The organism is Sphingomonas hankookensis (genome assembly GCF_022664465.1).
Classification (GTDB): Bacteria; Pseudomonadota; Alphaproteobacteria; order Sphingomonadales; family Sphingomonadaceae; genus Sphingomonas; species Sphingomonas hankookensis.
On the sequence record NZ_JAKREV010000012.1, the window covers coordinates 1 to 21,801 of the forward strand.

At 60.6% G+C, this 21,801-nt stretch carries 24 protein-coding genes and 1 pseudogene; 12 read left to right on the forward strand and 13 right to left on the reverse strand.

Annotation, left to right across the window (positions count from 1 at the left end):
- Positions 1-149: 149 nt before the first annotated feature.
- Positions 150-962, reverse strand: coding sequence for an AraC family transcriptional regulator (locus MF610_RS18050; RefSeq protein WP_242201681.1), 813 nt, complete (start codon positions 960-962; stop codon positions 150-152).
- A gap of 137 nt (positions 963-1,099) precedes the next feature.
- Here MF610_RS18050 and MF610_RS18055 point away from each other — a divergent pair, with 137 nt between their 5' ends.
- Both MF610_RS18055 and MF610_RS18060 read left to right on the forward strand, forming a co-directional pair.
- Positions 1,100-1,795 (forward strand): O-methyltransferase, encoded by a 696-nt coding sequence (locus MF610_RS18055; RefSeq protein ID WP_242201683.1) that lies wholly within the window; start codon positions 1,100-1,102, stop codon positions 1,793-1,795.
- A gap of 62 nt (positions 1,796-1,857) precedes the next feature.
- Entirely contained in the window at positions 1,858-2,538 is a 681-nt protein-coding gene (locus MF610_RS18060) for a siderophore-interacting protein (protein WP_242201684.1), read from the forward strand.
- A 47-nt stretch (positions 2,539-2,585) separates the two neighbouring features.
- Here MF610_RS18060 and MF610_RS18065 read toward each other — a convergent pair whose 3' ends face one another.
- Positions 2,586-3,521, reverse strand: a complete 936-nt coding sequence (locus MF610_RS18065; protein WP_242201686.1) for an alpha/beta hydrolase family protein — start codon at positions 3,519-3,521, stop codon at positions 2,586-2,588.
- Between the two features lie 132 nt (positions 3,522-3,653).
- Here MF610_RS18065 and MF610_RS18070 point away from each other — a divergent pair, with 132 nt between their 5' ends.
- The gene (locus MF610_RS18070; RefSeq protein WP_242201689.1) at positions 3,654-4,037 is read left to right on the forward strand and encodes a winged helix-turn-helix transcriptional regulator; all 384 of its coding nucleotides are present in this window, start codon (positions 3,654-3,656) and stop codon (positions 4,035-4,037) included.
- A gap of 44 nt (positions 4,038-4,081) precedes the next feature.
- On the opposite strand, the gene MF610_RS18075 is transcribed toward MF610_RS18070, so the two are convergent.
- The gene (locus MF610_RS18075; protein WP_242201690.1) at positions 4,082-4,984 is read right to left on the reverse strand and encodes an SDR family NAD(P)-dependent oxidoreductase; all 903 of its coding nucleotides are present in this window, start codon (positions 4,982-4,984) and stop codon (positions 4,082-4,084) included.
- Between the two features lie 94 nt (positions 4,985-5,078).
- Between MF610_RS18075 and MF610_RS18080 the strand changes: the two genes are divergently transcribed.
- Complete coding sequence (locus MF610_RS18080) at positions 5,079-5,759, forward strand: TetR/AcrR family transcriptional regulator (RefSeq protein ID WP_242201693.1); 681 nt, start codon at positions 5,079-5,081, stop codon at positions 5,757-5,759.
- A gap of 83 nt (positions 5,760-5,842) precedes the next feature.
- Here the strand turns inward: MF610_RS18080 and MF610_RS18085 are convergent.
- Positions 5,843-6,803 (reverse strand): annotated as a pseudogene (locus MF610_RS18085) (IS481 family transposase).
- A 245-nt stretch (positions 6,804-7,048) separates the two neighbouring features.
- Between MF610_RS18085 and MF610_RS18090 the strand changes: the two are divergent.
- Positions 7,049-7,444, forward strand: coding sequence for a hypothetical protein (locus tag MF610_RS18090; protein WP_242201694.1), 396 nt, complete (start codon positions 7,049-7,051; stop codon positions 7,442-7,444).
- Positions 7,445-7,471: 27 nt separating this feature from the next.
- On the opposite strand, the gene MF610_RS18095 is transcribed toward MF610_RS18090, so the two are convergent.
- Together MF610_RS18095 and MF610_RS18100 are read right to left on the reverse strand one after the other, a co-directional pair.
- Positions 7,472-8,647 carry a tyrosine-type recombinase/integrase gene (locus MF610_RS18095; protein ID WP_242201696.1) on the reverse strand — a complete coding sequence of 392 codons (1,176 nt, stop codon included), beginning with the start codon at positions 8,645-8,647 and terminating at the stop codon, positions 7,472-7,474.
- 581 nt (positions 8,648-9,228) lie between these two features.
- Positions 9,229-9,672: a hypothetical protein gene (locus MF610_RS18100; protein WP_242201744.1), complete on the reverse strand. Its 444-nt coding sequence runs from the start codon at positions 9,670-9,672 to the stop codon at positions 9,229-9,231.
- On the opposite strand from MF610_RS18100, the gene MF610_RS18105 reads away from it, so the two are divergent.
- Positions 9,606-10,142: an IS5 family transposase gene (locus tag MF610_RS18105; RefSeq protein ID WP_242201698.1), complete on the forward strand. Its 537-nt coding sequence runs from the start codon at positions 9,606-9,608 to the stop codon at positions 10,140-10,142. The genes MF610_RS18100 and MF610_RS18105 overlap by 67 nt on opposite strands.
- 110 nt (positions 10,143-10,252) lie before the next feature.
- Positions 10,253-11,227, forward strand: a complete 975-nt coding sequence (locus tag MF610_RS18110; protein WP_242201700.1) for a hypothetical protein — start codon at positions 10,253-10,255, stop codon at positions 11,225-11,227.
- A 90-nt stretch (positions 11,228-11,317) separates the two neighbouring features.
- Here MF610_RS18110 and MF610_RS18115 read toward each other — a convergent pair whose 3' ends face one another.
- Positions 11,318-11,872: a hypothetical protein gene (locus MF610_RS18115; protein ID WP_242201702.1), complete on the reverse strand. Its 555-nt coding sequence runs from the start codon at positions 11,870-11,872 to the stop codon at positions 11,318-11,320.
- Between the two features lie 188 nt (positions 11,873-12,060).
- Here MF610_RS18115 and MF610_RS18120 point away from each other — a divergent pair, with 188 nt between their 5' ends.
- The 5 genes from MF610_RS18120 to MF610_RS18140 all read left to right on the forward strand — a co-directional run bounded on the left by MF610_RS18120 (position 12,061) and on the right by MF610_RS18140 (position 17,304).
- A complete protein-coding gene (locus MF610_RS18120) occupies positions 12,061-12,255 on the forward strand; it encodes a hypothetical protein (protein ID WP_242201704.1) in 195 nt (64 codons plus the stop codon).
- Positions 12,256-12,366: 111 nt separating this feature from the next.
- Positions 12,367-12,903 (forward strand): hypothetical protein, encoded by a 537-nt coding sequence (locus MF610_RS18125; RefSeq protein WP_242201705.1) that lies wholly within the window; start codon positions 12,367-12,369, stop codon positions 12,901-12,903.
- The gene (locus MF610_RS18130) at positions 12,900-14,204 is read left to right on the forward strand and encodes a hypothetical protein (RefSeq protein WP_242201707.1); all 1,305 of its coding nucleotides are present in this window, start codon (positions 12,900-12,902) and stop codon (positions 14,202-14,204) included. Before MF610_RS18125 ends, MF610_RS18130 begins: the two co-directional genes overlap by 4 nt.
- Before the next feature lie 726 nt (positions 14,205-14,930).
- Positions 14,931-16,562, forward strand: a complete 1,632-nt coding sequence (locus MF610_RS18135; protein WP_242201709.1) for an RNA-directed DNA polymerase — start codon at positions 14,931-14,933, stop codon at positions 16,560-16,562.
- Positions 16,552-17,304 (forward strand): hypothetical protein, encoded by a 753-nt coding sequence (locus MF610_RS18140; RefSeq protein WP_242201712.1) that lies wholly within the window; start codon positions 16,552-16,554, stop codon positions 17,302-17,304. The genes MF610_RS18135 and MF610_RS18140 overlap by 11 nt, the downstream gene beginning before the upstream one ends.
- A 401-nt stretch (positions 17,305-17,705) precedes the next feature.
- Here the strand turns inward: MF610_RS18140 and MF610_RS18145 are convergent, their stop codons facing one another.
- The 6 genes from MF610_RS18145 to MF610_RS18170 all read right to left on the reverse strand — a co-directional run bounded on the left by MF610_RS18145 (position 17,706) and on the right by MF610_RS18170 (position 21,795).
- The gene (locus tag MF610_RS18145; protein WP_242201714.1) at positions 17,706-18,554 is read right to left on the reverse strand and encodes a hypothetical protein; all 849 of its coding nucleotides are present in this window, start codon (positions 18,552-18,554) and stop codon (positions 17,706-17,708) included.
- A 65-nt stretch (positions 18,555-18,619) separates the two neighbouring features.
- A complete protein-coding gene (locus MF610_RS18150; RefSeq protein ID WP_242201716.1) occupies positions 18,620-19,438 on the reverse strand; it encodes a hypothetical protein in 819 nt (272 codons plus the stop codon).
- Positions 19,439-19,740: 302 nt separating this feature from the next.
- Positions 19,741-20,283: a hypothetical protein gene (locus tag MF610_RS18155; protein WP_242201718.1), complete on the reverse strand. Its 543-nt coding sequence runs from the start codon at positions 20,281-20,283 to the stop codon at positions 19,741-19,743.
- A complete protein-coding gene (locus MF610_RS18160) occupies positions 20,283-20,648 on the reverse strand; it encodes a DUF3768 domain-containing protein (RefSeq protein ID WP_242201719.1) in 366 nt (121 codons plus the stop codon). Before MF610_RS18160 ends, MF610_RS18155 begins: the two co-directional genes overlap by 1 nt.
- A gap of 44 nt (positions 20,649-20,692) precedes the next feature.
- The gene (locus MF610_RS18165) at positions 20,693-21,271 is read right to left on the reverse strand and encodes a tyrosine-type recombinase/integrase (protein WP_242201721.1); all 579 of its coding nucleotides are present in this window, start codon (positions 21,269-21,271) and stop codon (positions 20,693-20,695) included.
- Between the two features lie 260 nt (positions 21,272-21,531).
- The gene (locus tag MF610_RS18170) at positions 21,532-21,795 is read right to left on the reverse strand and encodes a hypothetical protein (RefSeq protein ID WP_242201723.1); all 264 of its coding nucleotides are present in this window, start codon (positions 21,793-21,795) and stop codon (positions 21,532-21,534) included.
- Positions 21,796-21,801 lie beyond the last annotated feature (6 nt).

Below are 21,801 nucleotides of genomic sequence, written 5' to 3' on the forward strand. Positions count from 1 at the left end.
ATCGCCAAGGTAGCCGGCGACTGGCCTGCCTGCCGATGGGACGAACTCATGCCCTGGAACTGGATGCCGCCAGCAGATCAGCCAACTGCGCAAGCTGCCTGATCTGCGGTCGTCACACCACGCTTACGCGATGTCTGTGAGCTGTGGGTCTACTGACCCCGTAAATGCCGCTCCGCCATGAAACGGCCTGGCGGTGCGCCAAGGGTCTTCCGGAACATCGTCACGAAACTCGGTACGTTCTCGTATCCCAGATCGAGCGCCACCTGCTGGATCGTGGATCCGCCAGCGAACCATCTTACCGCCAGCATGGCCGCGAGTTGTCGCCGCCATCGTCCAAAGCTCATCCCGGTCTCTCGCCGGATCGTCCGCTCCATGGTGCGCGTGCTCATGCCAGCTTCCGCTGCCCAGGTCGATAAAGTCCCCCGGCTCATCGGCCCGTTCAGCATGGCCTTGACGACGCGACGCAGGCGAAGATCGAGCGGCATGGGCAGGTGGAGGTCCTCCGCACCAGCCGCGGCCAGTTCGTCCATCAGAACCGCCACGAGACGCGCGTTGGCGTCGTTCTCCTCGTAGAGGAGGGGAAGGTTTGCCGAGCGGATCAGCAGCTCGCGCAGGAGCGGCGTCACGGCCACGACACAGCAACGAGCTGGAAGACCCGGAAAGACGTCCGGCGAGACGAAAGCGCCGTACCCTTCGAGCGCACCTGTGACCTTCATGGCGTGGGTTGTGCCGCCTGGCAGCCAGATCGCACTTCGGGGCGGAACGATCCAAAGCCCGCCGTCCACCTCGCAGCTCAACGCACCGCGCTGGACGAGGAGAAGCTGGCTCTTGGCATGGGCGTGCGGATCGAGCTCGAAGTCGCCGAACGTTTCGGAGGCGATCCCGTAGATCACTACCGGCCGTGGCACGTCGTCGGGCTCTACCCAATCCGCCTCGTCCGAGAAGTCGTTCAGTAGCGGCATGGCAGGGGTGCCTTGAGGATGGCGAGATTGCGTAAGAAAGTGGCTCGACTTCGGAATGACGCCAACACCTGCGTCGCTTAGCCTTCATCATCGTACCGGTCCAGACCGGCCGGTTGCATGACTCGAAGGAGCGATCCGTGAACACCTTGAACAATGAGCGCGTCAGCGCGGTGCTGACCCGGCTTCACAGGCAAGCCGACGCGACCGACCACGCTCTCCTGCAGGAGATGAAGGACCGCCTTGGAGAAGCAGAAACCCCTATCGAGGATGTGGCGGCACAGATGATCGCCGACGAGGCCGCTGATTACCGGCAGGTCTACGCCGGCTATTCGAAGCACTTCCTCGCGGTGACGCCGGCCTATGGCCGCTTCCTCTACGCAATGGCGCGCGCATGCCGGGCCGACCGGATCGTCGAGTTCGGCACTTCGATGGGAGTCTCCACCATCTATCTTGCCGCGGCAATGCGCGACAACGGTGGTGGCATGGTCATCGCGACGGAATTGGAACCCAGCAAGGCGGCCCGCGCCCGTGCCCATCTGGAAGACGCCGGCCTCTCCGATCTGGTGGACCTCCGGTGCGGCGATGCACTCGAGACCCTTCGCGACGGCGGGAGGCCTGTCGACCTCGCGCTGATCGATGGGGCCTGGTCACTCTATCTGCCCATTCTCAAACTGATCGAACCGCGCCTGCGCGCCGGCTCCGTCGTGCTCGCCGAGAATGCCTTCGCACAGGATTATCTCGACTATGTGCGGGAGCCGGCAAACGGCTATCTCGCCCAGACATTGGCGATCGATAAGGGGCGCGGCAACGAATTCGCGGTGCGCGTCGCGTGAGCGCGTCTGAGGCTGCAAGGCGCGATGCTGCCAAACCTGCTGGTCGCCTCGGCAAGGCGCTGATGGGCCTCTTCATGAGGCATGCCGTCGTGGCCAACGTCGATGACATGGGCGGTGGCTTTAGGCTGATCACCCTTGAAGGGCCAGCGTTGCGCAATGCCGCATGGACGCCGGGTCACAAGATTCAGATCGCGATGGGCTCAACTTTCGCCACACGGACCTACACGCCCCTGGAGTGGGACGCCGCGGCGGGCAGAACGCGGATCCTCGGCTATGCGCATGGCGCAGGGCCGGGAAGCGAATGGCTGGTCAAGCTGACGGCAGGTGCTGAATGCGACATCTTCGGTCCACGCCGCTCGCTCGCGGTGGAGGGGACGAGCGGCCCGCTCGTCCTGTTCGGTGACGAGACATCGATGGGCCTCGCTCACGCGCTGCGACGGCAGGCGCGCGAGCGGTCGGTGCTCTGCCAGTTCGAGGTCAGCGACGTTGCTACCGCCGAGTCTGCTCTTGCGAAGCTCGATGTCGGCGATGCCACGCTCGTGAGGCGCGAAAGGGACGGACAACACCTATATCGGCTCGTCGAGCCGCTGTCCGCTCTGGCTGCGGCCGGCGCGACGTTCGTGCTGACGGGCCACGCATCCTCGATACAGCAGGTGCGGCAGCAGCTGCGAAGATGGGGCGTGCCGGCCGCCAGAATGGTCACGAAGGCCTATTGGGCAACGGGAAAGGCCGGTCTTGACTGACCCGCCCCCTGCTTCGATTTGAGCGTCATTTCACCGGTCAGGACGCCTCATAGTTCTTTCGTCTCAAGGTCTGCGGTCGTCGAGGCTGCCAGCTTAGCGACGAGGTCGGTCCAACCGGCGGAGTCGCCGTGCAGCTCCAAGCGAAGGTAGGCCAACGTCGCTTCCTGGACGATCCGCACGCGCTCTTCGTTCTGGTCGGTGGTTTCGGTCACGTCATAGCCCGAGATGCCGCCCAGCATGTGCTCTCCGCCGAACAGCTTGAGCAGTGTCTTCCTGCCGGGAGAAAGATCGTACGGATCATAGAACCAGTCCGGACCGCGCACGGTAAGCGGTGATTGATCGGCGTCTCCCGCCACGACCAACGTCGGGACCGCCATCGTATCGAACGAGGAGTCCAGGTAAGGCGTGATCTGGCGTCCCAATGCACTGAGATCATCGCCGCCTCTGCCGCCCGAAGTCAGGAGGATGCCTGCCTTGACGCGGGGGTCCGACAGATCCTCGCCCCCGTCCGCCCCGACCATCCGTGCGCCGAGCAGCATGCTGGTCGTCTGGCCTCCAAACGAATGACCTGCCGCAGCAAGCCGCTGGGGATCGATGCGGTCCCGTAGGCCGGGGACGTGATCGATCAAGGCTTCGAGATCGTCGATCACGCGCTTTGCGTCGGCTACGCGGGTCCGCCAGATGGACGGCCGACGAGCGTCGTCTTCCGCCAGTCCGAGCCGGCGGGCATCGAGATAGGTCGGCTGTATCACAACGAAGCCGTGCGCCGACCAATAGTCGGCGAGCGGTGCGTAGCCGTCCATCGACGAACCAAAACCGTGCGAGAACAGGACGACCGGCAGACCGCTTCCGGTAGCGGGTGCCGACACCCGCACCTGAATGTCTTCGCCACGCGCTGGAGACGCCAGACGAAGCGACCGCACCGATATCACCGGCACAGGAGCGTCCATGTTCACATCGCGAGGAATCCACACGCCTGGCATCGTTCAGCACTCCCGATTGGACCGTGCAGCGTTGCCTTCATGGCGTAGCAGAAGCGGTCAGATTTGTAGACCTGCACCAGATATGGGACTCTGCTAGGCCTGCAAGAACGCATAATTTCAGGACGAAGTCACATGGACATGACTGATGGGGCCTCTCCGCTGCCCGACTGCACCGGTGTGGGCGAGGTGTTGTCGCGGGTCGGCGACAAATGGTCGATACAGATCGTTGTCGTGCTGCATCGCCATGCTGAGCGCTTTAACAGCCTCAAACGGAACGTGCCCGGCATCTCACAGCAGATGCTGGCCTTCACCTTGAAGGCACTCGAACGCGACGGACTGATCGAGCGGCTCGTAAAGCCCACTACGCCGCCCCAGGTGGAGTATCACCTCACCCCTCTCGGACGGTCCCTGGCCGAGCCGGTCCGGCTGTTGGCAGAATGGGCTATCGGCAATCGTACCTCGATAGGCGCAAACCGCATCGCCTTCGACGACAGGGTTGCCGCATCGATCCGGTAAGCGCGGTACGTGCCGACGATCCTAAGGCCGGTACGGACCACGCTTTAGCGCAGCGGGAACGTCACGCCCGTCAACTCTTCGGAGACGCGCCACAGACGCTGCTGAACGGCGCGATCATGCGAGGCGTCGCTCGAGGCGACCAGCGTCGGATAGCCGCGGATCTCACCCATGCCGGCAGGGCCATAATATTGCCCGCCCGCGACGCCGGGATCGGTTGCTGCGCGGAGGGTCGGCAGCGCACCCATCTCGGGCTTCTGCGTGAGAAGCGGCGCGAGCCAGGAGACGGGCAGGCGGAAGGCGGCGGGTCTGTTGCGGACCAGCTCGGTGTTGGACACGCCGGGATGAGCGGCGACCGCTATCGTGTTGCCCTGCTCGAGGAGCCGGCGCTGGAGTTCGTAGGTGAACATCAGGTTGGCAAGCTTCGACTGACCGTAGGCCGCCGCGCGGCCGTACGACCGTTCCCAATGCAGGTCATCGAAGTGGATGGCCGCGCGGATGCGATGACCGGTGCTGCTGACCGTGACGATCCGCGAGCCGGGGACGGGCAGGAGCTGGTTCAGCAGCAGGCCGGTCAGCGCAAAATGCCCCAGATGGTTGGTCCCGAACTGCATCTCGAACCCGTCGGCCGTCGTCCGTTTCGGCGTGTACATCACGCCCGCGTTGTTGATCAGGAGGTCGATGCGGGGATGGCTGATGCGCAACTCCGCAGCCGCCGATCGGATCGAGGCGAGGGACATGAGGTCGAGCGCCTGCACGGTGACGTCGCCGACAATCCGCCCGGCCGCCTGCTTGCCCTTCTCGATGTCGCGGACCGCCAGGACGACGGTTGCCCCGCGTTCGGCGAGCATCCGCGCGGTTTCGAAGCCCAATCCGGTGTTGCCGCCCGTCACGATGGCAACTCGGCCATGCTGATCCGGGATATGCTGCTCGGTCCAATGGCTAGTCACTGCTTTATTCTCCTGTGTACCGCGTCGTTCCTTTCAGCTAAGAGACCGGTGGTTCATTGTCAATAGACCGACGGTCTATTATCTGGAGTGAGGTATGGATTTCCAGCGCGCACGCAGTGATGAGCAGCGAGAGCTGCGGCGTCAGGCCATCCTGGATACGGCAATCGCCATGCTCGCCGAGATGCCGGTGACGGAGATGGGCCTCAACGAACTCGGCCGTCGGGTCGGCTTGGCTAAGTCGAACGTGTTGCGATATTTCGAAACCCGTGAAGCGGTGCTGCTCGAACTTATGGACGATCAGATGGGAGCCTGGCTCGCCGAGCTTGATCGTGCACTGACGAGGGACGCAGACGCGGCTGCCCCGCTCGAGGTCCGAGCGCACCGATTGACCATCATCCTGAGTTCGACACTCGCCGCTCGCACAATCCTGTGCGATCTCATTGGCGCACAGGGCGCCGTGCTGGAGCGCAACGTTTCGACGCCTGTGGCGAAGCAGCACAAGCGCGCTTCCATGGCCAGGCTCGACACCTTGTCCAACCTTGTGCGACGGCACTTGCCCGAGCTCGGCAACGGCACGGAATGGTTCTGCCTGATGGGGCTTCTGTCGGCAGGCGCGCTGGCGACCTACGTACCGACGCCCGCGAGCCTTCTGGTGGCCTACGCAGACGAGCCGGACCTCGGCAGGTTGAACCTGGCGCTGGAAGAAGCACTGCGGATGGCGCTCACTTCGGTTCTGCTCGGGGTGTTGCCCCGGTCACCTGCTACTTCGAATTGACCGACCACTTGGGCTTTTAGGCGGAGCTACCAGCGCCGTGAGGCTCAAGGCCTGCCAGCGTCCCTGTTGATGCGAAAGGAACGCTAGGTGTTTAGTCCCGGCATCTGGCGGATCGGGTCGACGATGAACCGGTCTGGCTCTGACGTCCAGATCCTGGCGATGTATTCGTAGGGTGTGAGCCCACTGAGCGTCTTGAGCCGTCGAGCGAAGTTGTAGGCGGCCATGAAGTCGGCGAGGTGCGTCCGGAGCTGGTCGTGGCTCTCGTAGTGGAAGCGCTTGACGGTGGCTTCCTTGATGGTCCGGTTCATCCGCTCGACCTGGCCGTTCGTCCAGGGATGGTTCGGTTTGGTGAGCTGGTGCTCGATGTCGTTGGCCTCGCAGATCATGTCAAAGCGCATCTGGCGCGACCAGGCGGTGTTGCGGTTGCGGGGCTGCTCGGCGAATTGAATTCCGTTATCGGTCAGGATTGTGTGGATGCGATACGGCACGGCTTTCAGCAGGTGTTCGAGAAACTCCCATGCTGTCCGACGATCGACCTTGTCGACCAGCTGCGTGACCGCGAATTTGCTGGTGCGGTCGATGCCGACGAACAGGTACAGTTTGTCTTCGGCGGTCTGCACCTCGGCGATATCGATATGAAAGAAGCCGATCGGGTAGCGCCTGAAGCGCTGACGCTTTGGCTTGCTCCCCTCAATATCCGGCAGGCGGGAGATGCCGTGCCGTTGCAGGCAGCGGTGCAGCGCTGACCGGGTCAGGTGCGGGATCGACGGCTGCAAGGCGTAGAGGCAATCGTCGAGGGGCAGCAGTGTGTGCCGTCGGAACGCCACAACCATTGCCTCCTCCGCTTCGGACAGGGTCGTTGAACGAGGGGCCTTCGGCCCGGTCTTCAGATCCTCGATGGTTGTCCTCTTGCGTCACTTCGCCACGGTCTTGGGGTTGATCCCCAGCTCCCGGCTCAGCGTCGCGAGCGAAGCTTGCGACATGCTGTATTGCTGCTCGGACGGCGTGCGTGGTCGTGGCGCTCCCGTGACGTACCTGTCCCATACGGCTTCCTTCCACTCCAACGAAAGGATCGCACCATCAAACCGTGGGATCAAACACCTAGAGTTCGACAGCCGACAGAACGGTCGATCGGTAACTGGTTATGATTTTCTGCTGATTATCACTTATGAATTAATGCTTTATCTATTTGAAACTGATAATATTGAGTGTTTAGATAGACGAATCAAAAGTATAGAAAATACAAGAAAGGCAAGAAAAGCGGAATTGCTCAGTTTAAGTATCTGATAATGTCGATTTCTGCGCGCACCCCCGAACTATTAAATGCAAGGGACCGGGAGATAATTGCCAAATCAGCATGGTATGCATATATACACCGAGTACCATCTGCGTTCGTGGTCGGCTTCTTGCGTACAGTCAGGACTAGAGATTTTTACTCTAAAGTTTCTGCAGCGGAATTAGACAGTCTTTATCACGAATGGATCATTCAATCGCTGGCATACCAGGAAGAGACATTTCCGCCAGCAAGAAAATATCTGGGATTTATCCAAAAGGCCGCATTGGAAAGGCGGCGTTTTGACGATCCGTCAGACGGATCGGTCGATGATTATCAGGACGAAACAAGGGAAGATGAAGATTATGATGAGTATGTTTATGATCTAGATAGTGATGAAGATGAATACTGATTGTTTATGCATAGTTTATTTCTAGGTTTACTGTCGATGATGGACGAATGAGGCCCATTCCAACATCATTGCTCGACGCCGATCAACTGCAGTACCACGCCGATAGGCACGTTCTGCTTTGTTTTGAATGGTATGTGCTAACGCCTGCTCCACGATCTCACGCGGGTAGCTGGTGGCATCACCTGCCCAGTCGCGAAACGTGCTGCGGAAGCCGTGGGTCGTTATGTGACCATAGTTCATACGACGAAGCAGCATGGCCATCGCCATGTTGGACTTAGCCGCGCCGCCGATGCCAAACACCGGGGTTGTCGCGGTGAACCTATCTGGCTTCATCTGGGCCAGCACCGCCATGGCCGCATCAGACAGTGGAACGACATGTTCGGCGCCGGCCTTCATGCGCGTGGACGGTATGGTCCAGAGCTTTCCGTCCAAGTCGACCTCACCCCAGGTAGCGCCTAGCGCCTCACCGCTACGGGCTGCAGTCAATATGACAAACTCCAGGCACCGAGCTGCCAACGCCGGACGCTGTTTTAGCTGCTGGAAGAACGTAGGCGCTTCCCGCCAAGGCAGCGCTGCATGATGACCGCGTTCGACGTTTGACTGGTTTGGCAGCAGCAGTGCCAGATGACCGCGATAGGTGGCCGGGTTCATGCTGTCACGTGGACGAAGGCCGCGCGCCTTTGCCGCGTCGAGAATCTTCTCGATGCGACCGCGTACCCGCTTTGCGGTTTCTGCCTTGGTCAGCCAGATCGGCTGTAGCACCGCCAACACATCTTCGGTGCCAACGTCGGTGACGGGCACATTCTGCAGTGCCGCCGCATTGTCGCGGAGACTGTTGCGCCACTGCTGCCGATGTACGGGATTGCGCCAGCCGTCCTCGACGCTCGAGATGTACTGATTGGCAAAGGCCCCGAAGGTCAGCACCGTGGGCTCCTCCACCGGTGCTTCGGTCCCCAAAATCCCACGCGGATCCTGACCGACCGCTACTGCCTCACGCACTTCACCGGCGATGCGCCGCGCTGTGGCCAAGCTAACCGACGATACGGGACCGATGCCGATTTCGGCCCGCTTGCCGTTGGACGCGGTCATGAAGACCCACGAGCGGGCACCCGCCGTCGTGATCCGCAGATACAGGCCACCGCCGTCTGCATGACGTCCGGGCGCCTTCAACGCTGCGACTCCGCGTACCGTCAGCTTGTTCAATGCGCGCGCCATGGGCTTCCCGGGGGTTCGAATTCCACCGGTTTCATGCCCACTTTCAACTTGGCTTCAGGCGCATCTCGACGAACCGTCGCGAACGCTCGGCAATGCAAGCGCATAGATTAACCATGGATTTTCAATGCCTTATGAGGCTTCTGCATGAGACTGCTGCGAACGATCGCGAACGTTGGCGAAATCAGCTCTGGCGGAAGAGGTGTCCGTAACATCCTACGTAAGTTCAATGGGTTGATAAATTTTCGAGCCTTCATGCCCACTTTGATGCCCACTTTCGTATCGAACGCTGAGGATCTCCCGCGAACGTTCGTGCCCAATATGTTTTAGTAGTAGGCACTGGCGCATGGTGGCTACTTAATCCAATTGCGCCGCGTAGCGTTCAGGCTCCGACTAACCTTTGTTCAGTCGTAGACGCGCGTTTCAGCGAAGTTAGAGGGTAGCAGAGGCATCGCGATCACGGAGTGGACCTAGAACCGTCCGGCACACCTTCCTGCTGCAAAGACCCACTTCCCGCCATGCAGCGGACTTGTTGCGTTTCCCAACTTTGCCCGTTCGTTCATGTGGACTGATCAAGCGCCCGAGGAGCCGCGGAGGCCGGCGCTCAACGACGTGAAGTGGGACGAAGCCGTCATTCCGAAGCGGCTCGCTAAACGGCGGTTTTTGACAAATAGCTGACGTTCGCGCACCGGGCCCTTTGACTCGCGTCCGTTGAACGTCAGCCTTCCCGCTATAGGTAGAATGACCCAAATCCGGTCGTTCGCGACCCGTTTTTGGCTTCCCAACTTCGGTCGCCCGTTCATGTCGCTTGAATGTCCGGTATCAAGCGTTCGAGAGTGAACGCGGAATAGCTTGACCTCGCGCGTATCCCGCTCCGTCGCGCCATAGGCCGGCAACTGACCGACACGAACCAGCCCAAGTCCTCCGAACTCGGCATCGAGCGCGACCAATGACAGCAGATCCCGGATCTCGCCCCGCTCGAACAGGTCGCCAAGATACAGGAGCGGCACACCCATTGTGCCGTGGGCATAAAAAAGGGACTGGCGAGGCCGAGGCGCTTGGCCGATCGCGCGGCGGACTCACGACCAAAGTCCATGCCCGCTGCGATGTCAGAGGTCGCCCGCTCGCCTTCGTCCTGACACCGGGCCAGGCGCATGACACCCAAGGCTTCGCACCACTGATGCGCATGATCGCCGGCCGGATCAACGCTTTGCTTGCAGATAAAGGCTATGACAGCGGCGCGGTCCGCGACACCCTGGCCAGCATGAACATTGAGGTCGTGATCCCGTCTCGGCGGAACCGTCGCAACCCGGCACCGCATGACCGGGGCAAGTATCGCTGGCGCAACCAGATCGAGCGAATGTTCGACAAACTCAAGAACTGGCGACCTGTCGCCACCCGCTACGACAAAGCTGCCGAATCCTATATCGGCTTCGTCAGCCTCGCGTCAGTTCTGCTCCGGCTGCCCTTTGTGCGCAATGCCTAGTTCCAATCGACCTGAATCGTTGCTCCAAGCGCAAGTGCGTCACCATTCCGGCGGCGCAAGCACCCGTACAGTGATTGACCGATCTGTGGCAATCGCGCAGTCGTTGAACCATGGAAAATCTTCTTCCCATTGCGGAGCAACTCGACCGTGCCGCGGTCGAATTACGACTCGACCACCCGATACATAATCGCCTCGCCATCATCCTGATCGACAATACGGTCGAATTGATGGTTAAGGACGCCTTGTTCGTCCACACCGCGATCAGTGGCGATTATGGCGGCATTACCGCCAAGCACCGCAAAATGGCCCGCAGCCGAAATCTGCACCAGCAACTCGCTGTTCTCACTTTTGCTGAAGAGTTCACATCATTGGAGGCGGAATTTGTCCTAGCGGCACACGACCATCGTAATTCGGCTTATCACGAGGGATATGCTGGCGAACCATATTTGCGACAGCTCGCGTTTCTCTATTATCATTTCGCCTGTCGGTATCTGACCCGCTTTTCCAAAGCGTTTTACATTTGGTCCAGCCAGTTTCAGTACACGGACATTGGCCGTCGCTACCATGACGCAAGCCGGGAAGAAGATGGGCTGCTGGGCAAGATCGACCGCGCGAAACTGGCGCAGGTCCTGCTAGATCAGTTGCCCGAACCTTGTGCTATTCCCTTACAACAGGCTTTGGCGGATGACCTCCATAGAGATCGTGAAGGGGTAATGCGCTCGTTGCGGTTTTTGCGCGACAACACTTGGCCCAAACACCCGACGGCAATCCTGCTCGCAAAGGCGCAATTTGAAAGCGCGCGCGATTTCGCTCTCGAGAAACAGGGGTTGGAAAACACATCCTGGGGAACGGCCCGTCGTATTGAGGCCGTCCAGTTCGCTAACAAAAATCATGCGAATTTTGCGCCGAGATATAAGGCCGTGCCGCATGGAAGTTGGGCGCAGTCGATCGTACGTATCCGCTCGGCCGATGACCCTATGCTGGCCACGGTGCTGTTCCAGCGTACGCGCAAAAGCATGGCGTTTCTGCGCGATACGCTTAGCCACGCCGTCTTGAAATTGGAAGGCGAACTGCATCGCGATTAGGCACCCACCCGCGTTGCTGTGGCCGTTGGGCTTAAAGTTGGCACGCAGATGCCGCCACGATTGCAAGCGCCTACACTTTCGGCCGCACGATTACCGTGCCGCAGGAATTTTCTTCAGCACTCGGGCAATCTGGAACTCACCCCGGATGGCTTCCATAAGCGCCGCAGCGTTGGCGAACCCACTAATGTCCATCGTGCCATCGTGGACCTCTTCGTTAGGCCAATCGTACCATCGATAGCGCATGACTTTCCCGACCATCATGCGTTGATAAAGTTCTCGAGAACGCCCGCGGGACCAAACCTCGTCCGTCGTCCGGATCGCAGCATCATCGTCGAACCGTGCGATCATTTCCGAGCTTGGTGCCTTCTGAAAACCCCAGCCCATATAGATGCTATAGCCGTCTCCCCGAGAGATAAAGAACTGATCGCCAGTGTTGAACGAACAACGGTCCTCCTCCTCTATAGCATCATAGGTACATGTGACCATCCAACGTACTCCGCCCGGCATGTCGAGTTGCGCGGTAAAGGCGGAGGTCAGCAGGTAGTCTATGCCGCGCCAGGTTCGCTTGCAGGTCGACCGCTCATACCCGGCGGCCTCGAAATGCTTTACGCATTCGATGACGTCAGCGAGTGCGGCTTTCCCCAAGTCACGGTCGACGAGTTCGACGGAGGGCTCCGTGACCGTGCGAGGTGAACCACGCCTCTGTGCTGTAGCGGGGACGTGGCAGGCCAAGACGACTAGGCAAAGCAAAGTGGATTTTCGCATTTTCCCCCGGGCGGCTTGAGCGCCACGTCTGTGCGCTTCCCTCTTAGGACTGAGGTTACCGGCGGACTATGGGAAAGGACAGAGCCTACGGCGAGCAGTCAGTTCGCCCCGCGCGTCACGCAATCGGCACCGGCGTCACCAGCACCTCGGTGATGCTGGAGCGGCACGACTCCTACCCGCACGCGAACGGTCTGGCGCTGGCGCTGCGCAAATCCGTGAGTTCGTCGAGCGCATACACGGTAGGCGCGATTGCTCCCGAATGACGAGCAACATTAATTTCTAGCCCGCAACATAGTGGGCTACGAGCCTCACCCCGCCAAGGGAGTTGACGCGGGTCGGAGCCGGCTGCAGGCCTGCGTCCTTCGTATCGACGAGTGATCTTCTTGGCTCTGCATCGCAAACCTCCTTCACGCCGCCAGCAGGCACGCTCAGCAGAGAATGATCCACGCCGGTTGCTGGAACCCCCGCCCTCTGCCCACGCTCGAGTTTTGCTCGCCGCTAAGGCTGGTTTTGGTCCCTATTCCAAGCACAAGAGGCACCCGCATCTTTACGACCTGAAGCGCTATGAGGGCGAGGACGAAGATCCGACTTATTGCGACGAGCATGCGGGCTTCGGACCCTCCGATATACCGCGCGCCTTACCGCTTCTAAAGCGGGGAATCGCTGCGGGTCTTTTCGGCAAAGGCACGAAGAAGGGCGATCCAAGCCTGCTGTGGACGGTCGATGACAATGGCTGGATTTATGAGGCGCAGATTACCAATCCGGGCTACGGCCTGTACCATGCTTACCCTGTGCTTCCGAACGAGGCCATCGCCGGGAAGGTGTTGATGCGCTATGCTGACTATGTCACGCAGCAGAACGATCCCGTCCTCAATTTGTCCCTCGTTGCTGCCAGGAAGCGCTACCAGTGATCGCAGACACGTTCATCGTTGACGCCTGCTGGCCGAAAATGCCTGCCGATGGCGCGCGCGACGTTGCGGAGATAAGCATCGCAGCCCATGGAGAGCGGCTGACGCGTTTCCTTGATGTCGAGAAGGGTGCTCAGCGGGATCATTTTCGGACCTCGGCTGTCACTCTCGCATTCTGGCTAGCGGACAATTGGTGGCGGCTTCGGTACGAATCTCTTGACGGCTCGACACCCTCGGTGAACTGGCGGCTACGCCACGAGCTGAGTTCGGCATCGGGGGGAACATTCTGGCCCCCTCTAATGATCCACAGCGCTGGCGAGAATGTTCAGCTGACACTGGCCTTCTCTCGCCATTTAGAAACCTCCCTACTTCGCTATCTCGCGCCGGATACGACCTCGGTATCGGGTCGAGCCTTTGAGAAGGGGATCGATCACTTTCTGTATCAGGTCCGGGAGATTTGCGCCTCCGCACTCGACGGAGCTGCTCTCGCCGAACTGATCTCCACCTTGCAAGACGAGCGGGACGACAAGGCGATTGCCAGTTGGCGGCGTTTAGAGGCGCGGCTCGGCTATGACCCGGATATGGTGCCCGAGCCGATCATGCAGGCGCTCGGGGAATTGGAGCGTCGCGTTGGTTCGGCCGGGATCGAAGAAGCCGCCTCCGCCGCCCCCGGGTCGCGCTCGCCAGTCGCACTCGAGAATGCCCTGAGCGCGGCTGAAGCATCAGAAGTCCTTGTCGACCTAAGCGCCGCCCATGGCCTGATGCCGCCCGCAAACAATACGCGACCTATGGCACCTTGGGAGATGGGTAAACTGGCTGCCCACTATCTGCGCCGCCAGCGGGACTTCGGTCTGAGGCCGATCCGTTCGAAGGCATTTTCGGATTTGCTTGGCGCAACAAAAGAGACGCTGGCCCGTCCCGCGACCGCACGCCGGCTCCCCTACAGCGCAAGGATTGATGACAAGGCAAATCGGTGCAAGGTGGCGCTTGGCTCCGTTGTCGCACGCGACCGTCGCTTCGAGCTCTCCTGCGCGCTTGGAGACGAGATCTGGTCGAAGTCCGGGTTCGGGATCATTAGCAAGGCAAAGACCGACCGGCAGAAATTCCAGCGCGCCTTTGCGCAGAATCTGCTCGCTCCCTTTGATGGCATCCGTCAGCACCTCGACACCGATAATCTCGATGATCTTGCAATCGACGACGCTGCCAAGACCTTCCATGTCCACCCGAACGTCATCAAACGGGTCTTGATCTTAGAACGGGTGCTGCCGCGTCAGACGATTGAAGAACGGATTGAGGCCGCCTGAGCCCGACGACGCAAAGGTTGGCGTTGGCTGGATTGAGAAGCAGGAAATACGTAAGCTTGCTGGGAAGGCTGTTCGTGGAAGATAAAGATTTTGTTCGTTTCCAACAGCGTAGCGCATCAATAGAATGATTGTTCGAATAACGCCTGCCCTTCCCAACCTTGCCCCAGACTGCAACCACAAGTGGACGTTCAGGCCGCCCGGCTCGCTCCCCAGCTTCGGTCGTTCATTCATGTAGACTGATCCGCTTGCCGTAATCGACGTGTCGATGCCCCGTCCCGGGCCACGGAGGCCGTTCAAGCAGCTCGCTGACCCATGTTTCCAATCTCTAGGCGCATTGCCCCGAACCGAACGGGAAAGGGGATGAAAGTTGAGGCTTTAGGCGATCCGTGAACCGGCCGCATCTTCGACCCGCCCCAATTTCAGCCGGTGGTGGCTCCGCGGGGCTTATCGAGACGACGCCAGCCTCAAACGTGAGCCGAGGCGCCGCGCAAAGGGATGGGCTCGCCGCAATAGCAGTCGAGGGGATTTCCGTGCGCGACGTGCGCCGTCGACGCCGAGTGGAGGCCGGACTGCTCGTAGCGGACACCATCGAATACGTTGGGCCGAGACGCTCACAGCGGCGAGCCTAGTCGTCCACTAACAACTGAAGTATTCGACCAAGCACGTCGGGCCCGGCGCCGTTAGTTACCCGTCGGCAATCCGACCCTAACGGGGTACACGCTAGGCATGATCAAAGTCGACAAGAACCACTTTCTGCGTGCGGCGCTGGAGATCGGCCAGAGTGGAGAGAATGACACGTTGCCCTACGAGGTCGACGCGGCGTTCGTTAAAGACAGGGCAGACGAGCTTTCGGACATCTGCCTTGCGCTGTTTCAAGACGTGGAACGCGGAGCCGTCGGCAGACCCGTGGAGTTCATGAACGGCCTGAACATTTCGTCCGAACGGCTTCTCGTCCCTTCGGGGTCGCATGGCTTCCGCATCACAGCCAAGATACATCCGTTCTGGAACCTGTATCTCAATGGCCTTGGACTTGCGATCGCGGAGGCGAACGAAGTCAACAGAAGTCAGCGCGTCCACTCCTATCGGCTGGGTGGAGACAATGCGGACTTCTTCGACCGAACGCGATCATGGCGTGCGTACAAGCAGGCGACCTTGGGCGAGAAGGTGCTGGAGGAGCAGCACGCCGTCGTCGTACAAACGGATATTGCGAGCTTCTACGGACACATCTACCACCACAGGTTGGAGAACGTGATCAGGGATCTGGCAGCGGCCGGCTCGACAATCTCCCTGCAGATTGACCGCATGCTAAACAAGCTGGCGGCGGGCCGTTCGTTTGGCCTGCCGGTCGGCGGTCAATGCGCGCGCGTGCTCGCGGAAGTCATGATGACGCCGATCGACCAATCTTTGTCAGATGCCGGTATCGTATGGCATCGCTACGTCGATGACTTCACGTTGATCTGCGCCTCGCAGCAGGATGCTTACAAGGCACTCTCCGTGCTCTCCCACGCCCTCGCGGATTACGGGTTATCGCTAAACCGAAGCAAGACGACCTTCCTCAGTGGAAAGCACTACAAGGACTTCATCGCGGTTCAGCTGGGGGAGGGTGACGACGCCAGTTCCGCCCTGCGGGAGATGGACCTGCACTTCGATCCCTACTCGGATAATGCGAGAGCGGAATACGAGAAGCTGAAAGCGTCCTTCGATCAGATCGACATCTCGTTTCTGCTGGGTCTTGAGATGGAGAAGTCGCAGCCAGATGCCTTCGTACTCGCTCAAATCGGCCGTGCTCTCAAGTTTCAGGATCCCAAGACCGCCGAGCAGCTATGCGCAACCCTTTTGGATCCGAGGAATCTCGATGCCTTTAGGGCCTCTTGGTCCAAGATCATGCGGGGAGTTTACGCGGTCCGATCCAATTCGGAGTTCGGCGCGATCCACGGCGCCCTGGACGTGCTGCTGGACCGAGTGCCGCCGGCGGCCTCGCATCTCCTCGTCCCGGAGGCCAACCTGCTACACTTTCTGCGCACCATCCGCTTCGTGAGAACCGAGGCGCGTGGGGCCTTCGTGAGGCAGACCTACGACGGCACGTCGTCGTCGGCCGTCAAGCGGGCTTGCATCGACTGCTGGAGGCACTGGAAGGACCGCACGAGCTTCACACGGCTGCGCAACCAATGGACGGTTCTGGGCCCGGGGGAACAGCGTATGCTCTGGCTCGCCGCCGCGGCGTTCGGCGACGAGGGCTTCAAGGCGAAACAGCAGTTGCAGGGATCTCTACAGCAATCCTGGAAGCTGGGCATCGAGAGGGATACGGCGCCGAACTTCGCCGCTTGTTACGAAAGCTGGGTCCGCGATGCCAACTAGTCGCCTTCCGAGAAAGGATCCGCGGACCGTCGCCCGCGATATACCCGGAGTCCTCGACGTGCTATTTCCAAGGCTCACCGGTGGACTAGTCAGTTCGCTGAATGGGAGGATGTTCACGTTCGAGGGCATCGAACCGGTCCCTCAGGCGCTAATCGAGAAGAGCCAGCTTCAAAACGCGATGGTCTTCCAACTCTCGGTCGCCCGAGCCGAGGAGTTGCTGCGGGGTGACGAGTTTCCGGACTGGGACGAATGCCTCAGGACCGCGGCCCAGCGTCAGAGGCATCATTACGACGCGAGGATACCGGACGCTCTAGAGCTATGGGACACCGAGATCGCCGAGCACGCTGCGCGAAACCTCGTCGCTATGCTTGCCAGCGTGCAGGCGCAACGTCCGGGCGCCGTCTTGGAGCACGCTCCGCTTATCCCGGGTCTAGGATGGGTCGCGTCGGGAAACGGCGACTTTGCGCTCGGCGCGACGCTCATCGAGATTAAACACACCGATCGGAACTTCGGCTCGGGCGATCTCCGACAGGTCCTGATGTATTGGCTTTTAAAGTACGCTCGGTCGATTGAGACTCAGGGGGACGTCTGGTCCGAGGTTCTGCTTCTCAACCCCCGACGAAACGCGGCCTTGCTCGTCGACTACGAATATCTGCTTCGGTCGGCCTCCGCCCACAGTAACAGGGTGGAACTCGTCGAACTTTTGCGCTCGGCGTTGTCTCAAGAGGGCGATCGCAGATAATCGGAGACGTGAGAACGGAGGACCCGGCCATCCTCGACGAGTGCCGAGACGCGCTGGAGTAGATTCAAGCGGCCGCCGAGAGGCTCTACCTGGGCTTGAGCCTCGCCGAGCTAATCGCGTCAGGCAACCACCGCGACGCCGCTTGGCGGCAGAGCAGCCTAAATCCCGTGCGACAGGAGGCGTAGGTGGCTGCGATCCGGCTATTCCGATGGTGGCCACGGTGGCCAGCCGTGTCGCACTTCACGACCGTAAGCGTTCGGCCTGCTCTCAACGAGCTGAACGAACGGCTTCTAACGCTGACTGCCGCCCGAAAGCGGCTATGCCGCTTTCACCACTTTCGATCGTTGACGGATACTCCCATGACAAAAGTGTAGTTTTGTCATGAGGGTACTAGTTTGAATTCAGCGACTTATCGCCCAGCTTAGCATGGTGGCTGCCGCGTCCTCGCGGCTCACTCGCGGCAGCAATATGCTGGTGCCGTCGGTCATGGTCATCAGCATATGGTCGGTTTCGCAGGTAAGGCGAATACCAGCTTCGCCGTTCGGCTTGTTGAGGCGCAAGCCGGTCGGGGTGGGGATGCCAATGTTCGTCTGGCCGGAAGCGTCGCCTTCGCGGACGGTCTTAGCAATCCACAGGGTAGCAGTGCGCCCGTCGACCTGGATAACCAAGCCTTCGACGGCGGCGAAACTACCTTCGCAGCGCCGCGACGCCGCCGTGCCGCGTTCAGCGGCGATCTGCGCCTGTTCAGTACGATATTGTTTGAGGAAGTCCGGTTGGTCGTTTTCGTCTGATCTTTCGGTATAGCTTTCCGGTTCAGCCTCTCCGGTCGGCGCGTAACCAGCATAGCTGGACAGTGGCCGAACAGGGGATGATGTAGTAGTGGTTGGGTCGGTAGCAGGCACGCGCTTTGCGGTCGCAACCCACCGTCCGTCACGATATTCGCTAGTTACCTGTACGGCGGTATCGCTGCTCGGCGAAGCCGTACGGCTCTTGTCCCAGTCCGCGACTGCAAACACACCAGCGAACAACAAGCAAATGCCGCCGACGCGTAGGACGGCGCGCTGATGGCTTTCCCGTCGTAGCAGCCGATCCAACTCGAAGTCGCGTTGAACCTCGCGGCGAATACGCTCATCGGCATCGCCAGACGCGTGATAGTGGTAATGACTGGTTTGCCCATTGCGGCGGTCGGCATCGGCGCCGTCGCTGCCGTTCGACGAACGGCGCGGCTCTTCAGGCGGCAAGATATGCATGTCGGGTAGCTCCGTGCTGAATTGGGGGTAGGGGCAGGGGGGCGTCGCGGCCCCATCCGCGCTAGCTAGTAGCGCCGGCCGTTGGCGTACTGGCAGTAGGGTGGACCCATCTGCACATTCCCGTCCCGGCCGCGTGGCACGATCCAGATCCCGCCATTGGCTGCGCAGGTGCGTTGGCCGCGCTGCCGGGTCTGTTCGCTACGTTCCAGCAAGTTCAGCAACTGCCCCGCCTGGGCACGAGCGCGTCGCTGTTGTTCGGCATATTCGGCGGGGTGGGTGCGGATCCATTCGGCACGGGTGGCCGCTGCCTGCGCGGCTGCAATCTCCGCTTGCGCTGCTGCCCGCTCGTCTTGTTGTTCTCGTAGGTCCGTAACCGCCCGGGAGAGATACGGACGGACCTGCTCGCGCAGCATGTCAATGCCGGAACCGTTGGTGTTACCGATGGAGTCGACAGTCCAGTCGCGACCACGCTGGACCAGGACCAATCCCATTTCCTGCTCCGCGTGCGAAGCGTTGCCTTTTGCGACGATGGCGGGTGGAAGACGCATTCTCACCAGGAAGTTGCAGACGCCCTGTCCTCCTTGGCGCTCTTCGGTCCATCCACCATAGGTTAGTGCTACCTCAGCTGGCGCCATGATCTGACGCGCCAATAGTTGATCCCGCGACGGGCGAGTGGCGCGGTCGTCGTGACCAACATCGTCGCCGGCAGCGCTAGCGACAAACAGCGCTGGGTCGGCCAAGCGTTCACATGTCGCTTTCATCCGTTTGGATTCTAGCCGTTTGCCGACGACGTTTGCGGCAATATCGAGAAGTGACTGCGCTTGTGCCGGCACGGCCGCCAGCATGGCAACTGCACTGAAGCCTACAGCAATGGTCTTGATCATCTGCCACCCCTCATGCGGGGTGACCACAGCGTGACTTCGTAGCCGTCGCGCACCCCTATGTCCTCTCGGGGCGCGGCCGAAGCCGGATGTTGGAAACCTGACGAACGTACAGGCGCATGCGCCTTTATCGACCGAAGCCGACTGGACATGCGCGCATGCCACCCGGCCTCGAATTGCTTCGCGACCGAGTCCGTTCGTTGAGGTTTCCACGCCCCGCGCTGCGGCTTTCACGCAGCGCAACACGGGTGGTAGGCGGCTGGCGATGCCAGAGCAAGCACCAGCCGTTGCTGATAGCGCGACGATCATGCCATCACCCGCAGCGTGACCAGCGACGTGGCGACGATCCGGTGGCGGCAGGACATCGCAGCCGTGCCGCAGGTCGCCTTGTCCAACCAACGCAGGCCGGTGCTGTCATGCAGGATGAAGCGTCGCGCAGTATGGGCGCTGATGACGCTGTAGTGGTTCAACGCACCGAGCAGCTGAACCAGCGCGACCGCATCGCCGTCGACCGCCGTCTCGATTGCCTGGCGCAGTTGCGTCCAGCCGACTTCGGGATGACGAACGAACGGTCGCCGGACGTCGAGCGTCAACGACTGGCGCCGTTCGACATCCGCGGCCATCGCGCGGATGGTGTCGAACCACAGCTGCGGCTTGATGCCGTGGCGGACGATTTCCCCCAGCGCATCGTGCGCCTCGACGAACCGCAGGCCGCAAGCGAACAGCTGCTGGCAGCGTTTGCGGCCCAGCGGTTTGCCACGGGCGGTCAACAGCGTCAGTGCGTTGACCGCCGAGTACAACCCGCACAGCCCGTCCAGCTGGCCCTGACGATATGGGTCCTGTGCCATCACCATTCCGACGCCAGCAGGATGGTTAGGACCCGAAGCGTGACCTTGGGGTCGGTAGGGTCGGGGGAGGCATAGCGCTGGTCGCGGTCGTAATAGTCGATCTTCCAGAACAGCTTTTGGCCGGCATAGTCGAACGCCCCAAAGTCATGTTCGCCATACGGGTCATTGTCGCCGTCGAACTGGTCGAAGTCGCGGACGGCACGCAGGATCTGCACGATGTCGTTCTGCGGAAAGGACGATACTCCGGAGGTCAGGTGCAGCCGACCGCCGATGGCGCTGCGGCGAAGCTTGTCGTTCAAGGTAGCGATCTGCTGGGCGCGCAACTGCACGGTCGCAAGACATGCGTCATCATCACGTCCCGTCATGGGCGTGGGTCTCCTGTTCTAATGATGGATGGGGTAGGGTGGGGTTAGACCAGCCGGACGAGCGCACGCTGGGCGTCGCGGTCGCCTTCGATATAGCGCTCGGTCGTGGTCAGGCTGCGGTGTCCGGCAAGTTCCTGGACGTCGCGCAGCGAACCGCCGGCTTGGGCCAGCAGGCGGGCAGTACGGGTGATGAAGGTTCGTCGGCCGGAGTGCGAGGAACAGCCATCCAGCGACAGCGCCTGGTACATGCCGGCAAACCAGTTAACGATGCTACGCGGGTGCATATGTCGTCCGCGTTCCGACAGGATGACCGGTCCGTCGCGGGGGCTGCCGCAGCTGCGGTGCCACGCGACCAGAGCCCGGTGCAGATCAGGATTGATGGGAATACGCCGCCCCGACCCCTTTTTGGCGATCTTGGCCGAAACGGCGATGTGGGTATCGACCTTTCCGGAAGGTCCCAACACCATGGTCCAGGACAGGCCAGCAATCTCGCCGGCGCGTAATCCGGCCTTGAAGCTCAGCAGAATGAGGACGGTATCGCGTTTGGCGTAGCGGTTGGCGCGCACGTGCTGCAGCAGGCGGCGCACGTCCGCTGCCTCCAGCACCCGGGCGGGTGTCGGCATAATGGGTCTCCGATGTCCAGGGAACAGCAGTATAGCTACCACTGTAGTGTAGTACTAACACACTAAATGCAAAAAGGCAAGGATACGTCGTGAAAATCGTCGCTAGCTACCAGCATAGGTACTGCGTTACCGTCGACCGGCAGGGTCATAGTAAGCAATAGCCTGTCGCTAGATCTGATCCCTATAACGGGCGTCGAATACTAAGCGGGTGCGATCATATTTAGACTCGTAGTAGTACGCTAACCGCCACAGAACATTAACTAAGCCGCCGTAAAACGGTCTACGTCCGGCGCGCTAGACAGCGGTGCAGAAAACTTCCAAAGGAGCGCGACATGCTTAGAACCAGAATGAAGCGTCTCGCTGACCGAGGTGAGCGGACCGAGCAGCGTCTCAAACAGATCGAAGCTGCGATTGTCGCACTCGGCAATGACGACCTCCTCGATCTTGCTGATATTTTTGAGGCGAAGCCTGACAATCCGCTTCGGCAGATCGCGCAGACCGAAATGGCGAAGCGTGCGCTTCACCTGTAG